The sequence below is a fragment of the Micromonospora sp. NPDC048040 genome (assembly GCF_055587185.1).
The window spans coordinates 158746-176905 of record NZ_JBVJGT010000001.1 but is presented as its reverse complement, the minus strand read 5'-3'; the positions used below and the strand labels follow the sequence as shown (position 1 = coordinate 176905).

Below are 18160 nucleotides of genomic sequence, written 5' to 3'. Positions count from 1 at the left end.
GGCACGGGTACCCGGCGGAACGCCGGCCGGAGATCCACCGGCCGCTACGATCACCGGGTGAGCGTCCCGCAGCCGCCAGAGCCGATCGCGGCAGCCCGCCTGCTCTTCTCGCTGGACCCGGCGGTCAGCCACCTCAACCACGGGTCGTTCGGCGCGGTCCCGGTCCCGGTGCAGCGGGCCCAACAGCGGCTGCGCGACGAGATGGAGGCCAACCCTCTGCGCTTCTTCACGCAGGGGCTGGTCGACCGGATCACGCACACCCGCCGCCACTTGGCCGGATTCCTGGGCGCCGACCCGGACGGCACCGCCCTGGTGCCGAATGCCACCACCGGCGTGGCGGTGGTGCTCCAGTCGCTCGGCCTACGTCCCGGCGACGAGGTGCTCACGACCGACCACGGCTACGGCGCGGTCGGCCTCTCCATCGCCCGCGAGTGCCGCCGTACGGGGGCGGTCACCCGGGCGCTGCGGGTGCCGCTGGCCGCCACCGACGAGGAGGTCGTCGAGATCGTCCGCGCGGGGCTGCGCCCCGGCCGGACCCGGCTGCTCGTGGTGGACCAGCTCACCTCGGCCACCGCCCGGCTCTTCCCCGTCGCCGCCGTCGTCGGGGTGGCCCGGGAGCACGGGATACCGGTCCTGGTCGACGCCGCGCACGCCCCGGGCATGCTGCCGACCCCGGTCGGTGGCATCGGCGCCGACTTCTGGGTGGGCAACCTGCACAAGTGGGCGTACGCGCCGCGCGGCAGCGCCGTGCTGGTGGTCGCGCCGCCGTGGCGGGAGCGCATCGAGCCGCTGGTCGTCTCGTGGGAGCAGGAGTCGGGGTTCCCCGGTCGGGTCGAGTGGGCGGCGACGCAGGACTACACCGGCTGGCTGGCCGCGCCGGTGGGCCTGTTCACGCTGCGCAGCCTCGACGTCGACCGGGTACGGGCGCACAACGCCGCGCTGGTGGCGTACGGCCAGCGGGTGGTCGGGGACGCGCTGGGGGTGGCCCCCGCCGATCTGCCGAACCCCGGCGGGCCCGGGGTCGCCATGCGGATCATCCCGCTGCCGGCGGGCCTGGGCGCCACGTTCGACGCGGCGCGGGCGCTGCGGGAACGCATCGCCGAGCGGCTCGCCGCGGAGGTGGCCGTCATGGCCTGGAACGGGCGGGGCTGGCTGCGGCTGTGCGCGCAGGTCTACAACACCGCTGACGAGTACGAGCGCCTCTCGGTGCGGCTTCCCCCGCTGCTCGCCCAGCGCTGAGCCACCGCCGTCCCACCGCCGCCCGCCCGACACCGGCTGTCCAGGTCCGCCGGTTGCCGGCGGGTCGGTGCTGGCGCCCGCGAGCGGCAGCAGCCGCACCGGGCCGAGGCCGAGCAGCGCCAGCGGGTCGAGGTAGTCCGTGCCGCGCCGCAGCCCCCAGTGCAGGCAGGCCGGGGCGGGGCAGCCGGGGTGGCCGGCGAGCAGCGCGCCCAGCGGCGCCCCGGCGGCGAGCCGGGCGCCCGGGCGGACCGCCGGCGACACCGGCTCGTAGGTGGTCCGTAGTCCGTCGGCGTGCCCGACGCTGACGACCGGGCGGCCGGCGACCATGCCGGCGAAGAGGACCGTGCCGGCACCGGCGGACCGCACGGTGGCGCCCGGCGCGGCGGCCAGGTCGACGCCCCGGTGGCCGGGCAGCCACGGCTGCGGCGGCGGGTCGAACCGGCGGACCGGGCGGGGTACGCCGTCGAGCGGCCACCGGAACCGCGCCGCCCCGGGTGCCGGGGCCTCGGGTGCCAGGGCCTCGGGGGCCGGGGCCTCGGGTGCCGGGGCCTCGGGTGCCGGGGCCTCGGGTGCCGGGGCCTCGGACGACGGCGGAAGGTCGGGCGCCGCGGCCGCCGCCCCTACCGGCACCGGGCCCGGCCCCGTGGCGGGCACGGCGGCCGGCCCGAGGGACAGCAGGGCGGCGCAGAGCGCGGCGACGCCGGTACGGGTTGCTGGTCGCATGGGGCGCAGCCTGCTCGGCGCGCGTCCCGCCCCGCCACCCCGGACGCCCGCCCCTGTGGACAAGGGGTCCCCTGTGGATGGCCACCGAAACCTGACGTGATCTGCTATGTGCCGGCTCGACTGGCGCGTTCCTCCCCGTCACCACCGCCACGAGGCGTCCCGCGGCCGGCGGGGTCGACGCCTAGGCTGGGCCGGTGACGCGGGACTGGTACGCCTGGCACGACGACTATGAGGACGCGGGGTCGGCGCTGTCCCGCCGGCTCGCCGAGGTGCGGCTGCGGGTCGGGCAGGCGCTCGACGCGGCCCCGCCCGGCCCGCTGCGGGCGGTCAGCCTCTGCGCCGGGCAGGGACGCGACCTGATCCCCGTGCTGGCAGCGCACCCGCGCCGCGACGACGTGACAGCCCGGTTGGTGGAGATGGACCCCCGCAACGCGGAGGTGGCCCGGTCGGCCGCCCGGACGGCGGGCCTGTCGTCGGTGGAGGTGGTGGTCGGCGACGCGGCGCACACCGACATGTACGCGGATCTCGTCCCAGCCGACCTGGTGCTGGTCTGCGGGGTGTTCGGCAACATCAGCGAGGCGGACGTCCGCGCCACCGTGCGGCACTGCGCGGCGCTCTGCGCGACCGGCGGCACGGTGTTCTGGACCCGGCACCGGCGCAGCCCCGACCTCGTGCCGACCATCTGCGAATGGTTCGCGCAGGAGGGCTTCGCGCCGGTGGCGGTGAGCAGCCCGGCCGACGGTGTGGGCGTGGGCGTGCACCGGCTCCTGGGCGAGCCCCGTCCCCTCCCGGTCGGGATGACGATGTTCGAGTTCGTCGACTGAGACCGGCCACATCGGACGGTCAGGTCGGTGCGAGTTCGAGGGCCGCGTGGCGGGTGGGGGCCGCCGACGGGCCGGGCACCCGGTGGTCGGGCCACCGGGCGGGACGTGGGCGGTGGGTCAGCCGCCGAAGCCGGAGTCGGCGGGGAGGGAGATGTCGGGCTTCTCCAACTCCTCGACGTTGACGTCCTTGAAGGTCATCACCCGCACGTTCTTCACGAACCGGGCGGGACGGTACATGTCCCACACCCAGGCGTCGTGCATCTCGACCTCGAAGTAGACCTCGCCGTCGGAGTTGCGCACGTGCAGGTCCACCTGGTTGGCCAGGTAGAACCGGCGCTCGGTCTCCACCACGTAGGAGAACTGGCGGACAATGTCGCGGTACTCCCGGTAGAGCTGCAGCTCCATCTCGGTCTCGTACTTCTCGAGATCTTCCGCGCTCATCGCAATCCGCCTTCCATGACCACATCTTCCCCCACCGACGCCGGAGGCCGAGGCTGCTCGCCCAACGCCACGCCGACGGTACCCCCTGCCGGCCCGGAGCGCTCCATCGGCTCGTCCAGCCTTGCGCCCACCGGTCGGCGGGCCCGTGGCGGGGCGCCGTCCCGACCGGACACCGCCGCCACGTTGACGTACGAGAACCGGTGCTCCCGGCACGGCCCCCGCTCCCGCAGCGCCGCGCTGTGCTCCGGCGTGATGTAACCCTTGTGCTCGGCGAACCCGTAGCCGGGGAACGTCCCGTCCAGCTCGACCATGATCCGGTCCCGGGTCACCTTGGCGAGCACACTGGCCGCCGCCACGCAGGCGGCCACCCGGTCGCCCTTCCACACCGCCAGCCCCGGCACGTCGAGGCCGTCCACCCCGAAGCCGTCGGTCAGCACGTACTCGGGGCGGGTGGCCAGCGAGGCGAGGGCGCGGCGCATCGCGGCCAGGTTGCACACGTGCAGGCCGCGCTCGTCGACCTCCTCCGCCGGGATGACCACCACGGAGTACGCCAGGGCGCGGGCGACGACCTCGTCGTAGACCCGCTCCCTGCTGGCCGGGGTGAGCAGCTTCGAGTCGGCCAGCCCGTCGATCTCGCCCCGGCGCCCCTCGGGCAGGATCGCGGCGGCGGCGACCAGTGGGCCGGCGCAGGCGCCGCGGCCTGCCTCGTCGGCCCCGGCGACGTGCCGGAAGCCGCGCCGCTGCAACGCCCGCTCCAGCGCGTAGAGCCCGCCCTCGCGGCGTACCACCGTGCGGGGCGGCGTCAGCACGGCACACCTCCGTCAGCCGCCGGCGCCTCGGCCAGCGCCCGGCTCAGCACCGCCGGCAGGTCCGGCGGGTAGTAGCGCTCGTCGGTGGCGGCCAGCTCGGCCAGCGGCCACCACCGGTGGGCGGCGACGCTGGCCCGCTCGATCTCGCTGAAGCCGGCGGTGTCGACCTCGTGATCCGCCACCCGCACCAGGAAGAACTCCTGCTCCTGCCGGTACCACACGCCGTCGAACGGGAACTCCGTGACGTCGCGGTGCACCGGCGCGCCGAACGCCGGGGCCGGCAGCCGCAGCCCGGTCTCCTCGGCCAGCTCCCGCGCGGCGCCCTCGGCGTACGTCTCGCCGGGGTCCAGGCCGCCACCGGGGGTGAACCACCAGCGGCCGTGCTCGGGACGGGCCGGGTCGGAGCCGCTGAAGAGCAGCACCCGACCCGCCGCGTCGACGAGCAGGACGCGGGCCGCGCGCCGCGGGGTGTAGTCGGTCACCGCACCAGCCTGCCAGACGCCGCCGACAACGCCCACGCCCGGCGGCCCCTACGGCTCGGGGATGCCCTCGAACTGCTTCGGGACACTCAGCCAGGTGGCCCGGTTGACCGGCCAGAAGACGGTGAACGCCCGCCCGACGACCTCGTCCTCGGGGATGGTGGCTGTCGTGATGTCCTGCCCGGACTGCTGCCAGTGCTCCAGCGAGTCGCCCGACGCCTCGCGGTGGTCGCCCATCACCCAGAGCCGTCCCTGCGGGACGGTGATGTCGAACTCCTCGGCGGTCTTGTCCCCCGGGTAGATGTACGGCTCGTCCAGCGGCTTGCCGTTGATCACCAGCCGCTCCTGCGGGTCGCAGCAGACCACGTGGTCGCCGCCGACGCCGATGACCCGCTTGATGAAGTCCTCGCCGTCGGGGTTGCTGCTCCACTCCAGGGGAGCCTTGAAGACGATCACCTCGCCCCGGCGCGGCGACCGGAAGTCGTAGACCAGCTTGTTGACCAGCACCCGATCGTCGATCTGGAGGGTGTTCTCCATGGACGGGGAGGGGATGAAGAAGGTCTGCAGCACGAAGGCTCGCACCAGCACCGCGACCAGGATCGCCACGCCCAGGAGGATGGGCAGCTCCTTCCAGAAGGAACTGCGGGGCTTGTCGGTCTGCTCGTCAATCACGGATGGAGCCTACGTTGCCCGGCTGGGCGCCACCGTCCGGAACGCGCGAGAACGGCCAGCACGGCCACGAACGGGGCGAGCGGCACCACCCCGCCGCCCGGCGTGGGACGCACCGGGGGCGGAGCCCCGGTGGAGGCGGCGGGCGGATCGGCGACGTCGTCGAAGGTGGCCGGCACCGACAGCGTGCTCCACCGCGACGACGGCCAGACCACCGCGAAGGCGCGGCCCACCACGTTGTCGATCGGCACCGGCCCCTGGCAGCGGGCGTCCTGGGAGACCAGCCGGTGGTCGCCCATCACGAAGATCTGCCCGGGCGGAACCAGGACCTCCTCGAAGCGCCGGGACCGGCACTCGCGGGGGTTCGGCGGGATGTCGAGCGGCGAGTCCCGGATGACGTACGACGACTCGTCGAGCGGCGTGCCGTTGACCAGCACCCGGCCCTGGGCGTCACAGCACCTGACGCGGTCACCGGGCAGCGCGATGACCCGCTTGATGAAGTCCTTCTCGCCGGGGCGGCTGACGCCGACCAGGTCGCCGACCGTCCGGCCGAGCTTGCCCACGAACCCGGGCTCCGGCTGCTCGTCGACCTGCGGGGCCCACCGGTCGGTGCCCCGGAAGACGACCACCTCGCCCCGCACCGGGTCGCGTACGTCGTAGACGACCTTGTTGACCAGGACCCGGTCGCCGACGAGGAGCGTGTCCTCCATCGAGCCGGAGGGGATGAAGAACGCCTGGAGCAGGAAGGTGCGGATCAGCACCGCGAGGCAGAACGCGACGACCAGTAGCAGCGGCAGCTCCTGCCAGAGCGGCATCTGGCGGCGGGGACGTCGCGCCCGACGGCGCCACGGGTCGACGCCGCCGTCCTCGTCGAGCGTCTGCACCACGCCACTCCCCGGTCAGCAGATATGACAACTACCGCCCGGGAGCCTCGTCGAGGCCCCCCGGGCGGTAGTGGACGTCTCCCCCGCCCTCGTGGCGGGACGTCGCCCGGCTGCGCCCGTACGACCAGGGTAGTGCGGTCCGGTCGGTACGACACGCGCGCAGCTCGGGCGGCGTGGCGAGCGTGAGGTCAGCTCGGCTGCTTCTCGCGCTTCTCCTTGATCTTGGCCTTCTTGCCCCGCAGCTCGCGCAGGTAGTAGAGCTTGGCGCGACGCACGTCACCGCGGGTCACGACCTCGATCCGGTCGATGGCCGGGCTGTTGATCGGGTAGGTGCGCTCGACACCGACACCGAAGCTGATCTTGCGGACCGAGAAGGTCTCGCGCAGACCGTCACCCTGGCGGCGGATGACGACGCCCTGGAAGATCTGGACACGGGACCGGTTGCCCTCGACGACCCGGGCGTGCACCTTGACGGTGTCACCGGCACGGAAGTCGGGGAGGTCGGTCCGCTTCGACTGGGCGTCAAGGGCGTCCAGGATGTTCATCGCTGCGTCCTCGTGAGGCTCACGGCGCACCGTCAATCGGTGCGCGGGTGGGTGATTCTGATCCCCGGGTGTGGTCGATGGCCCGACCTCGGTCGAGGATCCTCGCAGCCGTCCGCGGCGCGGCCGGTTGCGGCAACCCCCCTACTTTGCCACATCCCCCGGGGGCACCTGAAATCCGGCCCCGTCCAGCGCGGCGATGTCCCGTTTGTCCAGGCGCTCCGGGTCGAGCGCAGCGAGCATGTCCGGGCGGCGCCGGGCGGTGCGGGTCAGCGCCTGGTCCCGCCGCCAGCGGGCGATCCGCCCGTGGTCGCCGGAGCGGAGCACCTCCGGCACCTCCAGCCCGCGCCAGGTCGCCGGCTTGGTGTACATGGGGGCCTCCAGCAGCCCGTGGGCGTGCGACTCCTCGTCCAGCGAGCCCGCGTTGCCGAGCACCCCGGGCAGCAGCCGGGTGACCGCCTCCAGGATCACCAGGACGGCCACCTCCCCGCCGAAGAGGACGTAGTCGCCGAGGGAGACCTCGGTCACCGGCATCCGGGTGGCGGCGTGGTCGAGCACCCGCTGGTCGATGCCCTCGTACCGGCCGCAGGCGAAGAGCAGGTGCGGCTCGGCCGCCAGCTCGTGCGCCATCGCCTGGGTGAAGGGGGTGCCCGTCGGCGCGGGCACCACCAGCCGGGGCGGGGCCACCTCCGCCGGGGCGAGGGCGTCGAGCGCCTCGCCCCACGGCTCCGGCCGCATCACCATGCCGGGCCCGCCGCCGTACGGCGTGTCGTCGACCGTGCGGTGCACGTCGTGGGTCCAGCTCCGCAGGTCGTGTACGGCCAGCCGCAGCGTGCCGTTCGCCCGCGCCCTGCCGATCAGCGACAGGTCCAGCGGGGCGAAGTACTCCGGGAAGATCGACACGATGTCGACGCGCATGCGGGGGTGCTCCAGCGGCTCTAGAGGTCGAGCAGACCGGCCGGCGGGTCGACGACGACGCGACCGCCGGCGAGGTCAACCTCGGGGACGATCGCCTTGACGAACGGGATGAGCGCGGTGCGGCCCTCAGGGCGGCGCAGCACCAGCAGGTCGGAGGCGGGAGCGTGGTCGATCCGGGCCACCTCGCCCAGCCGCTCGCCGCCCGGGGTGACCACGGCCAGCCCGACGAGCTGGTGGTCGTGGAACTCCTCCGGGTCCTCCGGCGGGGCGACGTCGGCGCTGTCGACCGCGACGAGGGTGCCGCGCAGCGCCTCGGCGACGTCCCGGTCCAGCACGCCCTCGAACGCCACCAGCAGCCGTCCCTGGTGCCAGCGGGCGGACTCCACGGTCAGCTCGGCGGGGACCCGGAACGGTTCCCCGTGCTCGGGCGCGGCCTGCTGCGGCGGCGCCGCTCCCGGCTCGGTACGCAGTACCGAACCGGGAGCGAATCGCGCTTCGGGCTCGTCGGTCCGCACCTCCACGGTGACCTCACCGCGGATCCCGTGCGGCTTGCCGATCCTGCCGACGATGAGCAGCATCAGTACGAGTCGACGATGTCGACGCGTACGCCGCGCCCGCCGATGGAGCCGATCACCTGGCGCAGCGCCTTGGCGGTCCGGCCGGACCGCCCGATCACCGTGCCGAGGTCCTCCGGGTGCACGCGGACTTCGAGCCGCTTGCCCCGACGGGAGTCGACCAGCCGGACGCGCACGTCATCGGGGTGGTCGACGATGCCCTTGACCAGGTGCTCCAACGCCGGACGCAGTGCCATGTCAGGCCTGCTCGCCGGAGTCCGCACCGGCCTGCTCCTCGGTCTTCGGCGCCTCCTCGGCGGCCGGAGCCTCGGCCTTGGCGGCCTTCTTGGCCGGCTTGGCCGGGGTCTCGGCCAGCCCGGCGGCAGCCTTCGCCTCGGCCTCGTACGCGGCGGTGCGGTCGACCCGCTCCGCGGCGACCTTCAGCGGCGGCGGGGCCGGCAGGCCCTTGAACTTCTGCCAGTCACCGGTCAGCTCCAGCAGCCGCTGCACCGCCTCGCTCGGCTGGGCGCCGACGGACAGCCAGTACTGGACCCGCTCCGACTTGACCTCGATCACCGAAGGGTCTTCCTTCGGCTGGTAGACCCCGACGAACTCGATCGCCCGGCCGTCGCGCTTGGTGCGCGAGTCGGCGACGACGATGCGGTACTGCGGGTTGCGGATCTTGCCCATCCGCAGGAGCCGGATCTTTACGGCCACAGTTGTTTCGCTCCTGTTGCGATCTCACCAGCCCTGACGAGGGCGGTGCACGGGTGAGCGCCGACCGGCACAGTGGGGTTTGGGCCGGAGACTGCTCGGTGGACTGGCGCGGTGCCCGGGTTAGAGGGCGCCGGACACACGCCGGATACCAGCCAGCCATTCTGCCAGATCGGGCCCGGATCTCTCACACCGGACCGCCCGGGGTCACCCGCGCACCGACGGAAGTGACCGAAAACACACCTGCCGGGTCAGCGCACCGGGGCGCGGTCCCAGCCGGGCGGAAGCTCGTCGGGAGTGGTCCACTCCGGCGGCGGGGCGAAGTCGCACCAGGTGCCGTCGAAGGGGAACTCCCCCGCCTCGGCCAGCGCGATCACCCGCTTGCCCTCGGCCCGGACGGCGTCGGGGTCGGCGACCCAGTAGTGCTCGGGGAAGGCGAGCCGCTCGACGAACTCGTCCTCGTCCTTCCACTCCCAGCCCAGATCCGGCCGGACGACCACGTCGAGGTCCTGGTCCACCATGTCGACCCCGGCGAGCGCGCCGTCGTCCCAGCGCACCCCCGGCTCCTCCAGGTTGACGTACCAGGCGGCGAAGCGGTCGTGCGCGTCGCGGAACCACCACACCGAGTGGCTTGCCCCGGCGGGCAGGAACTTCAGCACGGGCGGGCCGTTCCACCGGCCGGCGGCCAGGCGGTAGGACGAGGAGATCCACTCGGCGAACGGCACCGCCCGCATGCCCAGCCCGGCCTCGGTGACCTCGCTCGCCACCGGGGAGTTCCGGGCCACCCAGAGCACCAGGCCCCGGTCGTCGTCGCTGACCACCCGTGCGGTACGCACCCAGCCGATCCGGCCCCGGCGCACGTTGCGGTGCACGATCAGCCGCCCCGGTTCCAATCTCACGCCCCGACCCTACCGGCACCGACACCGGCCGCCGGCAACCCGCTCAGCGGGTGCGGAAGGGCCCTTCCCAGAACCGAAGTCGCCAGGAAGGGCCCTTCCGCACACCTCAGTAGGCGCGGGCCAGGATGGCGACGAGGTCCGGCTCGTCCTCGGTGTCGGGCACGGAGCCGTCGGCGCGCACCAGGCAGCGCACGGTGACGCCCTGCCCGTTGGCCTCCGCCTCGCCCTGGACGCCGACCGCCGACCACGGCACCCGGGCCCAGCCGGTGGCGGCCGCCTCGATCGCCTCGGCCAGGGTCGACACCTCGACGGTGCGGGACTGGCGGTGCGCCAGGGCCTGGTCGTGCAGCGCCTGCTGGTCGGCGTCGAGGGCGGCCAGCACGGTGGTGACCACGTCGGCCACGGCCGTCGGGGACTTCGAGCCGTCGGTGCGCCGCACCACGACGGCGTTGCCGGCGGCCAGGTCGCGGGGGCCGACCTCGACGCGTACCGGATAGCCGCGCAGCTCGGCGTCGACGGCCCGGCGGCCGAACGGGGTGTCGGTGCGGTCGTCGAGCGCGACCCGGACGCCGGCGTCGCGCAGCGCGTCGCGCAACTTGGTCGCCGCCTCTCCGACGCCCTCGCCGTCCTTGACCACCATGACGTACGCCTGCACCGGCGCCAGCTTCGGCGGCACCCGCAGGCCGTTGTCGTCGCCGTGGCACATGATCAGGCCGCCGAGCATCCGGGTCGAGGTGCCCCAGGAGGTCGTCCAGGCGTGCTCCCGGCCGCCCTCGGCCGACGAGTAGCTGATGTCGAACGCCTTGGCGAAGTTCTGCCCCAGCTCGTGGCTGGTGCCGAGCTGGAGGGCCTTGCCGTCACCCATCATGCCTTCGCAGGTGTAGGTGGCGGTCGCGCCGGCGAAGCGCTCGCGGGCCGTCTTCAGGCCGACGACCACCGGGATGCCGAGCACGTTGACCATCAGGTCCTCGTACGCCTCGTGCAGGATCCTGCGGGCGTAGGCCCGCGCGTCGGAGCGGGTGGCGTGCGCGGTGTGCCCCTCCTGCCACAGGAACTCGCTGGTGCGCAGGAATACCCGGGGGCGCAGCTCCCAGCGGACCACGTTGGCCCACTGGTTGAGCAGCAGCGGCAGGTCCCGGTAGGAGTCGATCCACTTGGCCATGAACTCGCCGATGACGGTCTCGCTGGTGGGGCGCACCACGACCGGCTCGGCGAGCTGCTTGCCGCCGCCGTGGGTGACCACCGCGAGCTCCGGCGAGAAGCCCTCGACGTGCTCGGCCTCCCGCTTGAGGTAGCTCTCGGGGATGAAGAGCGGGAAGTACGCGTTCTCCGCGCCCGCCGCCTTGATCCGGGCGTCCATCTCGGCCTGCATCCGTTCCCAGATGGCGTAGCCGGCCGGCCGGATGACCATGGTCCCCCGGACCGGGCCGTTGTCGGCCAGCTTCGCCTTGGCGATCAGGTCCTGGTACCAGCGGGGAAAGTCCTCCGCACGGGGAGTGAGCACGCGTGCCATGACCGCACATCCTATGCGTCGGCCGTCCGGACGGCGCGATCGGGCGCGGTGTCGTCGTCAGCTGCCGGGACGGCCGGGTGCGGCGGACCGGGGGCGTACGCCACCATGGCAGCGTGAACAACGGCAGCCGGTCCAGGGACGCGATCGTCGATGCCGCCCGGGAGCTGACGGTCGCGAGCGGCTGGGACGCCGTCCGGATGGGCGCCGTCGCGCGGGCGGCCGGGGTCAGCCGGCAGACGGTCTACAACGAGTTCGGCTGCAAGGCGGGGCTGGCCGAGGCGCTCGCCCGGCGGGAGGTCGACCGGTTCGTCGGCGACGTGCGCGCCCTCCTGCGCGCGCACGGCGACGACGTCCGGGCGGCCGCGCACGCCACCATCTCGCACACCCTCACGCAGGCGGCCGGCGACCCGTTGATCAAGGCCGTCCTGACCAGCACCGGGGGTGGCTCCGACGAGCTGCTGCCCTACCTGACCACCCGGTCGGAGCTGGTCCTGACCGAGGCCACCGAGGTGCTCCTGGAGTGGGCCGACGGCGTGCTGCCGGACGCCGACCGGGCCGCGGTCGCCTTCGCCACGGACTCGGTCATCCGGTTGGTGATCAGCCACATCGTCCTGCCCGGCGCCCCGGTCGCACAGACCGCCGCCGCCCTCGCCGACCTGGCGGTGTACCTGCTCCTGCACGCGGTCACCCAGGGCGCCCGCACCGGCTGACCAGCACGGCACCGGAGCGGGAGCACCCACGCGCCGGCTCGCCGGCGGGCGGGCACGGCAAGGTCAGCGGACGACTCGACCCCGCAGCACGATGCGGGCGGGGCTGCGCACGGCGCGCAGGTCGGCGCGCGGGTCCTCGGGATAGACGACGAGGTCCGCCAGGCCGCCCTCGACCAGGCCGGGGAAGCCCAGCCACTCGCGTCCCCGCCAGGACGCGGCGGCGAGGACGTCCACCGCCGACATGCCGGCCTGCTCGTGCAGCAGCAGCATCTCCTCGGCAGCCAGGCCGTGGTCGATGCCGCCACCCGCGTCCGTGCCCACGTAGATCGGCACCCCCGCCTCGTACGCGGCCCGCACCACCTCGGGGAAGCGGTCACGCAGGGCGAGCATGTGGTCGGCGTACCCGGGGAACTTGGGCCGGGCCTGCTCGGCGATCCCGCCGAAGGTGCGAATGTTGATCATCGTGGGGACCAGGGCGGTGCCCTGCCGGGCCATCAGGTCGACCAGGTCGAGGCTCAGGCCCGTGCCGTGCTCGACCGAGTCCACCCCGGCCCGCACCATGATCTCCACGGCCGACTCGCTGAAGGTGTGCACCGCGGCGCGTACCCCGGCGGCGTGGGCGGCCGCGACGGCCGCGGTCATCGTGTCGGCGTCCCAGGACGGCGCCAGGTCCCCCACGCCCCGGTCGATCCAGTCGCCGACCAGCTTGACCCAGCCGTTGCCGGCGGCCGCCTGCGCGGCGACCGTGTCGGCGACCTCCGCCGCGCCGACCTCCACGCCGATGTCGCGCAGGTAGCGCTTCGGCGGCGCGACGTGCCGGCCGGCGCGGGCCAGGCGCGGCAGCCCCGGCTCGTCGTCGAGTTCCGGGTACGGGTACGGCGAGCCGGCGTCGCGGATGGCGAGCACCCCGGCGTCGACGTCGGTGCGGGCCAGCTCGCGGGCCTGGTCGAGGGAGGTGATCGGCGCCCCGCCCCGGGCGATGCCGATGTGGCAGTGCGCGTCGATCAGGCCGGGCAGCACGAAGCCGCCGTCGACGATCGTCTCCGCGCCGGGCACCGGTTCGAAGGTGACCCGGTCGCCGACCAGCCAGAGGTCCCGGACCTCGTCGTCGGGCAGCAGCACGCCGCGTACGTGCCAGGCCATGCGTCCTCCGGTCTGTGGGCGAAAGAGCGGTCTGCGGCCATTCTTCCCGGTCGGCGTGGGCCGGTCCCGGCCGGGCCGTCCCCGGCGGGCGACAGGCCGCCGGGGCGGCCCGGGCATCGGCGCTCCCACTCCGCCGTGAGGCCCGGCCGGGCCTGGTGTCCTGACCGGTCGCACGGAAGCGGGGCCCGGCCGCGACCGGCCGGGCCCCGCCCGTGTGGATCGGTGCGGTCAGCCGCCGTCGCGCGCGAGCAGCCCGGCCCGCCGCGTCGTCAGCGCGGGCAGGTCGACGGAGACCTTCCAGGGCCGCTCGGTGACGAAGAGGTCCTCGGTGTGGGTCACCACCTCGTACTCGCCGGTGGGGCCGAGCGTGTATTCCGTCAGGGTCATCCGCTCGTGCAGCGGGTCGACCACCCAGTACGTCCGCACCCCGGCGTGCGCGTAGACCTTCGCCTTGTCGTAGAGGTCGCGGAACGTGGAGGTCGGCGAGAGGACCTCGACGGCCAGCAGGGCGTCCTCGACGGGGACGGGCGACCGGTCGGCGTGTTCGCGGCGGATCGCGACCACGTCGGGGCGGGGTTCGTTGCGGCGGTCGATCCGCATCGACAGGTCGATGCTGACCAGGTAGTCGGCGGGGCAGTTGACCTCGAGAGCGAGCAGCAGTCGCACGCAGAGGTCCTGGTGCACGGCGGTGGGGGACGGCACGATCAACCTTCCGTTGACCAACTCGTACGGAAGGTCCTTCGGCAGGTCGCCGAGGTCGTCAACCGTCCATTCCGACCGCTCGGGCAGGATCGGTGCCACGGTCATGACTCCTCCTTCCAGGGGCGACATCACCCTAGGCAAGGATGACGTCACCCGCCGCCAACGACACGCCTCAGCGGGGCCGGCCGTCGCCGCCCTTGCCGAGCTTGTTGAAGTCGATCTTCGGCAGCTTGAAGCCCGGGGGCAGGCCCTGGCCGGCGGCCAGGTCGTTCGGGTCCATCCCCGGCGGGAGCTGCGGCATGCCGCCCGGGAAGCCGCCCGGCAGCCCGGCGCCCGCCCCGGCGCGCGGCCGACCGCCGCCCTTGGTGCCCTTGCGCTTGTTCTTCGGCGACTTGGTCGCCTTGCGCCGACCGCCGGGCAGGCCCATCATGCCGCCCATCTGCTTCATCATCTTCTGCGCGTCGGCGAAGCGGTTGAGCAGCTGGTTGACGTCCATCACGGTGACGCCGGAGCCGTTGGCGATGCGGGCCCGGCGGGAGCCGTTGATGATCTTCGGGTTGGTGCGCTCGCCCGGCGTCATCGACCGGATGATCGCGGTGACCCGGTCGAAGTGCTTGTCGTCCAGCTCCGCGAGCTGGTCCTTCATCTGCCCCATGCCCGGCATCATGGCCAGCACGTTGGCGATCGGGCCCATCCGGCGGACCGCGATGAGCTGGTCGAGAAAGTCCTCCAGGGTGAACTGCTCGCCGCCCATCAGCTTGGCGGTCATCTTCTCCTTCTGATCGGCGTCGAAGGCCTGCTCGGCCTGCTCGATCAGAGTGAGGACGTCGCCCATGCCCAGGATCCGGCTGGCCATCCGGTCGGGGTGGAAGACGTCGAAGTCCTCCAGCTTCTCGCCGGTGGAGGCGAACAGGATCGGCTGCCCGGTGACCTCCCGGACCGACAGCGCGGCGCCGCCGCGGGCGTCGCCGTCGAGCTTGGAGAGGACCACACCGGTGATGCCGACCCCGTCGCGGAACGCCTCGGCGGTGCGCACGGCGTCCTGACCGACCATGGCGTCGATGACGAAGATGACCTCTTCGGGGTCGACCGCGTCGCGGATGTCGGCGGCCTGCTGCATCATCTCGGCGTCGATGCCCAGCCGGCCGGCGGTGTCGACGATGACGATGTCCCGGGCCGCCCGCTTCGCGTGCTCGATCGAGGCGCGGGCGACCTGCACCGGGTCGCCGACGCCGTTGCCGGGCTCGGGGGCGTACACCTCGACGCCGGCGCGGCCACCGAGCACCTGGAGCTGCCCGACGGCGTTGGGGCGCTGGAGGTCGGCGGCGACCAGCAGCGGCTGGTGCCCCTGGGCCTTCAGCCAGCGGGCCAGCTTGCCGGCGAGGGTGGTCTTGCCGGAACCCTGGAGACCGGCCAGCATGATCACGGTCGGCGGCTGCTTGGCGAACTGGAGCCGCCGCCCCTCGCCACCGAGCACGGTGACCAGCTCGTCGTTGACGATCTTGATGATCTGCTGGGCGGGGTTGAGCGCCTGGGAGACCTCGGCGCCGCGCGCCCGCTCCTTGACGTTCGCGATGAAGCCCTTGACCACCGGCAGCGCGACGTCCGCCTCCAGCAGCGCGAGGCGGATCTCGCGCGCGGTGGCGTCGATGTCGGCGTCGGTGAGCCGGCCCTTGCCGCGGAGCTTGGTGAAGATCCCGGACAGGCGGTCACTCAAGGTGTCAAACACGCGAACATCCCGTTTGTCAGTGTTTAGGCGGGCACAGGTCGGCCGGCACGCACAAGGCCGGCCACCCGCAAGGGTAACCGTCCCACCTCGCCATTGCTTCCGGGCGGCCCGACCACCCCGGCCCGCCCGGCGCCGTCACCCCGCGACCAGCCCCGACCGGTCCGCGGAGACGACCAGCCGGGCCCGGCCCCCGGGCGCCCACCTGCACCATCGCCCGACCCAGGTGGGTACGCGCGGTCGCCGGCCGCGGCGGGCGGGCGGCTCCCCGCACACGCGGCTCGACGTGGTGCGGCCCGGGCGTCCGCGCTCAGACGGCGCCGAGGACGGCAGCCTCCAGGCGGGCGCGCGCGACGTCGTCCGGCCAGCCGCCGACGAGGTAGAACGCGTCCACCACGTCCCCGCCGAGGGTGGAGATGCGCGCCGCGCGCACCTGGGCGCCGGCCTCGTCGAGGGCGCAGGCGACCCGGTAGAGCAGGCCCGCCGCGTCGGCGGCGCGCAGCTCCAGCAACACGGCGTCCGTGGCCGCCTCCCGGTGCCAGACCACCCGCGGCGCGGCCCCCTCGGCCCGCGCCGCCAGGGCCCGGCCGCGCAGCCGCTGGGTGACCGAGACGTCGCCGCTCACCGCGCGGCGCAGGTCGGCGCCGAGGGCGATCGGGTCGGGGGCCAGGCCGTAGCGGGGCTGCACCCGGCACTCGACCAGAGCCCGGCCGTCGACCGTGGCGGCGTCGGCGGAGATCACCTCCAGCCGGTGCAGGGCCAGGCACCCGGCCACCGTCGCGAGCAGGCCGCGCCGGTCCGCCGCGGCCACCGCCACCCGGTCCCCGGTCAGCTGTACGACCGGCAGGGGCCCCGCCAGCAGCGCCGGGTCCGGGACGGGCGGGGCGGGCAGCGCGCCGGTGTCCAGCGCCGTGCGGACCCGGGCGACCAGCTCGGCGACCAGCCGGCCCTTCCAGTCCGACCAGGCGGCCGGCCCGGTGGCCGCGGCGTCGGCGCGGACCAGGACGTGCAGCAGGTCCAGGGTGGTGGTGTCGCCGACCCGCTCGGCCACCCCGGAGATGGTGACCGGGTCGGCGAGGTCCCGCCGGGTGGCGACGTCGGGCAGGAGCAGGTGCAGCCGGACCAGCGTGCCGATCAGCGCCACCTCGGGCTCGGGCAGGCCGATCCGGGCGGCCACCGCCTCGGCCAGCGGAGCCCCGACCGTGCTGTGGTCCCCCGGCAGCCCCTTGCCGACGTCGTGCAGGAGCGCGCCGAGCAGCAGCAGGTCGGGACGGTCCACCTCGCGGGTGTGCCGGCTGGCCTCGTACGCGGTCTGCACGAGGTGCCGGTCGAGGGTGAACCGGTGCACCGGGTTGTGCTGCGGGAGGCTGCGCAGCCGGGTCCACTCGGGCAGCCAGCCCTCGATCAGCCCGTACCGGTCGCAGGTCTCCCAGGCCGGCACCAGGCCGGGACCGGCGCCGAGCAGGGTGACGAGCGCGGCCCGGGCCTCGGCCGGCCACGGCGCCGGCAGCGGCGGACAGTACACGGCCAGCCACTCGCAGGTGGCCCGGGCGACCGGCAGCCGGGTGGTGGCCGCGGCGGCGGCGACCCGCAGCGACAGGCTCGGGTCGGGTCGCGCGCCGATCGCGGTGCGGGCCAGCACCAGCTCGCCGTCGTGCTCCACGACGTCCCGGGCCACCGGCCGGCGCACCGGGCGCCCGTCGGCCCCCCGGCGGCGGCCCGAGCGGAGCCGGTCGGCGGCGCGGAAGGCGTCGTCGAGGGCGTGGCTGACGGTCCGGGCGTCCCCGGCCACCCGGCGCAGCAGCGCGTCGCCGTCCTCGGCGACCGCTCCGGCCCGCAGCCCGGCGGCGGGCGCGCCGGGCGAGGGTCGGCGCACCCCGGCGTCGGGCGCGGGCTGGCGCAGCCCGAGCAGCGCGGCGACGCCGTCGCGTTCCTGGGCTACCAGCCGGTCGACCCGGCGGCCGACCTGCACGTGCAGCGCGTCCCGGGTGTCCAGCAGCCGCCGGTGCGCGGCGCGGACGGCGGGGCGCAGCGCGTCGGTGATTCCGGCGGTGGCGATCGCCCGCAGGATCCCCACGTCGCGCAGCCCGCCGGCGGCCTCCTTCAGGTCGCCCTCCAGCAGGAAGGCCAGCTCGCCGTGGGCCGCCCAGCGGGCGGCGGTGACCTCCCGCAGCCTGGGAAGCTGCCGTACGGCGGTGCGCCGCCAGTGGTCGACGGCGGACCGGACGAGCGTGTCGGCGAGGCCGGCGTCCCCGGCGACCAGCCGCGCGTCGAGCAGCCCGAGGGCGACCTTCAGGTCGTCCCGGGCGACCGACAGCGCCTCGGCGACGGTGCGGACGGAGTGGTCGAGCCGCAGCCCGGCGTCCCAGACGGGATACCAGACCGCCGCGGCGAGCTCGTCCACGCCGGGCACCCCGGCGTGCAGCAGCACGAGGTCGAGGTCGCCGTGCGGGGCGCACTGCCGCCGTCCCAGCCCGCCGACGGCGACGAGCGCCACACCGGGCCGGTCCGGCAGCAGCGCGCGCAGCCACCGGTCGTGGGCGTCGGCGCGCGCGGCCCGGGCCGCCTCCCCCACGCCCGCGTCCGCGCCGACGAACCCGTCGGCCGGGAGGGCCGGGCCGCCGTTGCCGGCGTGGCCCGACGCGTTCCTCCCGGTCGACGAGGTCATGTC

General features: G+C 74.5%; 18 protein-coding genes and 2 pseudogenes. 3 read left to right on the top strand and 17 right to left on the bottom strand.

Annotated elements, in window-relative coordinates; all coding sequences use genetic code 11:
• Window positions 1–57 precede the first annotated feature (57 nt).
• The gene (locus ACZ6O2_RS00800; protein WP_466021553.1) at window positions 58–1239 is read left to right on the top strand and encodes an aminotransferase class V-fold PLP-dependent enzyme; all 1182 of its coding nucleotides are present in this window, start codon (window positions 58–60) and stop codon (window positions 1237–1239) included.
• 75 nt (window positions 1240–1314) lie between these two features.
• Here the strand turns inward: ACZ6O2_RS00800 and ACZ6O2_RS00795 are convergent.
• Window positions 1315–1962 (bottom strand): annotated as a pseudogene (locus tag ACZ6O2_RS00795) (murein hydrolase activator EnvC family protein); the annotation flags it as partial.
• 194 nt (window positions 1963–2156) lie between these two features.
• Here ACZ6O2_RS00795 and ACZ6O2_RS00790 point away from each other — a divergent pair.
• Entirely contained in the window at window positions 2157–2786 is a 630-nt protein-coding gene (locus ACZ6O2_RS00790) for a methyltransferase domain-containing protein (RefSeq protein ID WP_466021552.1), read from the top strand.
• A gap of 117 nt (window positions 2787–2903) precedes the next feature.
• Here the strand turns inward: ACZ6O2_RS00790 and ACZ6O2_RS00785 are convergent, their stop codons facing one another.
• From ACZ6O2_RS00785 to proS, 12 genes and pseudogenes are all read right to left on the bottom strand, one after another.
• Entirely contained in the window at window positions 2904–3227 is a 324-nt protein-coding gene (locus tag ACZ6O2_RS00785) for a DUF2469 domain-containing protein (protein ID WP_007075222.1), read from the bottom strand.
• Complete coding sequence (locus tag ACZ6O2_RS00780) at window positions 3224–4036, bottom strand: ribonuclease HII (RefSeq protein ID WP_466021551.1); 813 nt, start codon at window positions 4034–4036, stop codon at window positions 3224–3226. The genes ACZ6O2_RS00785 and ACZ6O2_RS00780 overlap by 4 nt, the downstream gene beginning before the upstream one ends.
• Window positions 4030–4518 carry an NUDIX hydrolase gene (locus ACZ6O2_RS00775; RefSeq protein ID WP_350704872.1) on the bottom strand — a complete coding sequence of 163 codons (489 nt, stop codon included), beginning with the start codon at window positions 4516–4518 and terminating at the stop codon, window positions 4030–4032. Before ACZ6O2_RS00775 ends, ACZ6O2_RS00780 begins: the two co-directional genes overlap by 7 nt.
• A 48-nt stretch (window positions 4519–4566) precedes the next feature.
• Window positions 4567–5187, bottom strand: coding sequence for a signal peptidase I (lepB, locus tag ACZ6O2_RS00770; protein ID WP_350704870.1), 621 nt, complete (start codon window positions 5185–5187; stop codon window positions 4567–4569).
• A 9-nt stretch (window positions 5188–5196) separates the two neighbouring features.
• A pseudogene (gene lepB / locus ACZ6O2_RS00765) lies at window positions 5197–6071 on the bottom strand (signal peptidase I).
• Between the two features lie 185 nt (window positions 6072–6256).
• The gene (rplS, locus tag ACZ6O2_RS00760; protein ID WP_089001547.1) at window positions 6257–6613 is read right to left on the bottom strand and encodes a 50S ribosomal protein L19; all 357 of its coding nucleotides are present in this window, start codon (window positions 6611–6613) and stop codon (window positions 6257–6259) included.
• A gap of 141 nt (window positions 6614–6754) precedes the next feature.
• Window positions 6755–7528: a tRNA (guanosine(37)-N1)-methyltransferase TrmD gene (gene trmD, locus ACZ6O2_RS00755; RefSeq protein WP_350704866.1), complete on the bottom strand. Its 774-nt coding sequence runs from the start codon at window positions 7526–7528 to the stop codon at window positions 6755–6757.
• A gap of 20 nt (window positions 7529–7548) precedes the next feature.
• Window positions 7549–8103, bottom strand: coding sequence for a ribosome maturation factor RimM (rimM, locus tag ACZ6O2_RS00750; protein ID WP_350680457.1), 555 nt, complete (start codon window positions 8101–8103; stop codon window positions 7549–7551).
• A 2-nt stretch (window positions 8104–8105) separates the two neighbouring features.
• Window positions 8106–8366 (bottom strand): RNA-binding protein, encoded by a 261-nt coding sequence (locus ACZ6O2_RS00745; RefSeq protein ID WP_350680397.1) that lies wholly within the window; start codon window positions 8364–8366, stop codon window positions 8106–8108.
• Window positions 8341–8799, bottom strand: a complete 459-nt coding sequence (rpsP, locus tag ACZ6O2_RS00740; protein WP_350704864.1) for a 30S ribosomal protein S16 — start codon at window positions 8797–8799, stop codon at window positions 8341–8343. Before rpsP ends, ACZ6O2_RS00745 begins: the two co-directional genes overlap by 26 nt.
• A 248-nt stretch (window positions 8800–9047) precedes the next feature.
• The gene (locus ACZ6O2_RS00735; RefSeq protein ID WP_466021550.1) at window positions 9048–9695 is read right to left on the bottom strand and encodes a ribonuclease FAU-1 family protein; all 648 of its coding nucleotides are present in this window, start codon (window positions 9693–9695) and stop codon (window positions 9048–9050) included.
• Between the two features lie 106 nt (window positions 9696–9801).
• On the bottom strand, window positions 9802–11208 hold the full coding sequence (gene proS, locus ACZ6O2_RS00730; protein WP_350704860.1) for a proline--tRNA ligase: 1407 nt from the start codon (window positions 11206–11208) through the stop codon (window positions 9802–9804).
• 113 nt (window positions 11209–11321) lie between these two features.
• Between proS and ACZ6O2_RS00725 the strand changes: the two genes are divergently transcribed.
• The gene (locus tag ACZ6O2_RS00725) at window positions 11322–11918 is read left to right on the top strand and encodes a TetR/AcrR family transcriptional regulator (protein WP_466021549.1); all 597 of its coding nucleotides are present in this window, start codon (window positions 11322–11324) and stop codon (window positions 11916–11918) included.
• A 63-nt stretch (window positions 11919–11981) separates the two neighbouring features.
• On the opposite strand, the gene ACZ6O2_RS00720 is transcribed toward ACZ6O2_RS00725, so the two are convergent.
• From ACZ6O2_RS00720 to ACZ6O2_RS00705, 4 genes are all read right to left on the bottom strand, one after another.
• The gene (locus ACZ6O2_RS00720; protein WP_350704856.1) at window positions 11982–13061 is read right to left on the bottom strand and encodes an amidohydrolase family protein; all 1080 of its coding nucleotides are present in this window, start codon (window positions 13059–13061) and stop codon (window positions 11982–11984) included.
• A 228-nt stretch (window positions 13062–13289) separates the two neighbouring features.
• Window positions 13290–13868 (bottom strand): Uma2 family endonuclease, encoded by a 579-nt coding sequence (locus ACZ6O2_RS00715; protein WP_350704854.1) that lies wholly within the window; start codon window positions 13866–13868, stop codon window positions 13290–13292.
• A 67-nt stretch (window positions 13869–13935) separates the two neighbouring features.
• Window positions 13936–15492, bottom strand: coding sequence for a signal recognition particle protein (gene ffh / locus ACZ6O2_RS00710; RefSeq protein WP_466021548.1), 1557 nt, complete (start codon window positions 15490–15492; stop codon window positions 13936–13938).
• Window positions 15493–15799: 307 nt separating this feature from the next.
• A complete protein-coding gene (locus ACZ6O2_RS00705; protein ID WP_466021547.1) occupies window positions 15800–18157 on the bottom strand; it encodes a [protein-PII] uridylyltransferase in 2358 nt (785 codons plus the stop codon).
• Window positions 18158–18160: the final 3 nt, after the last annotated feature.

Bases quoted from the DNA above. Each gene is read 5' to 3' on its own strand.
- rplS (WP_089001547.1), bottom strand. From the start codon at position 6,613: ATGAACATCCTGGACGCCCTTGACGCCCAGTCGAAGCGGACCGACCTC.
- proS (WP_350704860.1), bottom strand. From the start codon at position 11,208: ATGGCACGCGTGCTCACTCCCCGTGCGGAGGACTTTCCCCGCTGGTAC.
- ACZ6O2_RS00715 (WP_350704854.1), bottom strand. From the start codon at position 13,868: ATGACCGTGGCACCGATCCTGCCCGAGCGGTCGGAATGGACGGTTGAC.
- trmD (WP_350704866.1), bottom strand. From the start codon at position 7,528: ATGCGCGTCGACATCGTGTCGATCTTCCCGGAGTACTTCGCCCCGCTG.
- ACZ6O2_RS00785 (WP_007075222.1), bottom strand. From the start codon at position 3,227: ATGAGCGCGGAAGATCTCGAGAAGTACGAGACCGAGATGGAGCTGCAG.
- ACZ6O2_RS00705 (WP_466021547.1), bottom strand. From the start codon at position 18,157: ATGACCTCGTCGACCGGGAGGAACGCGTCGGGCCACGCCGGCAACGGC.
- ACZ6O2_RS00720 (WP_350704856.1), bottom strand. From the start codon at position 13,061: ATGGCCTGGCACGTACGCGGCGTGCTGCTGCCCGACGACGAGGTCCGG.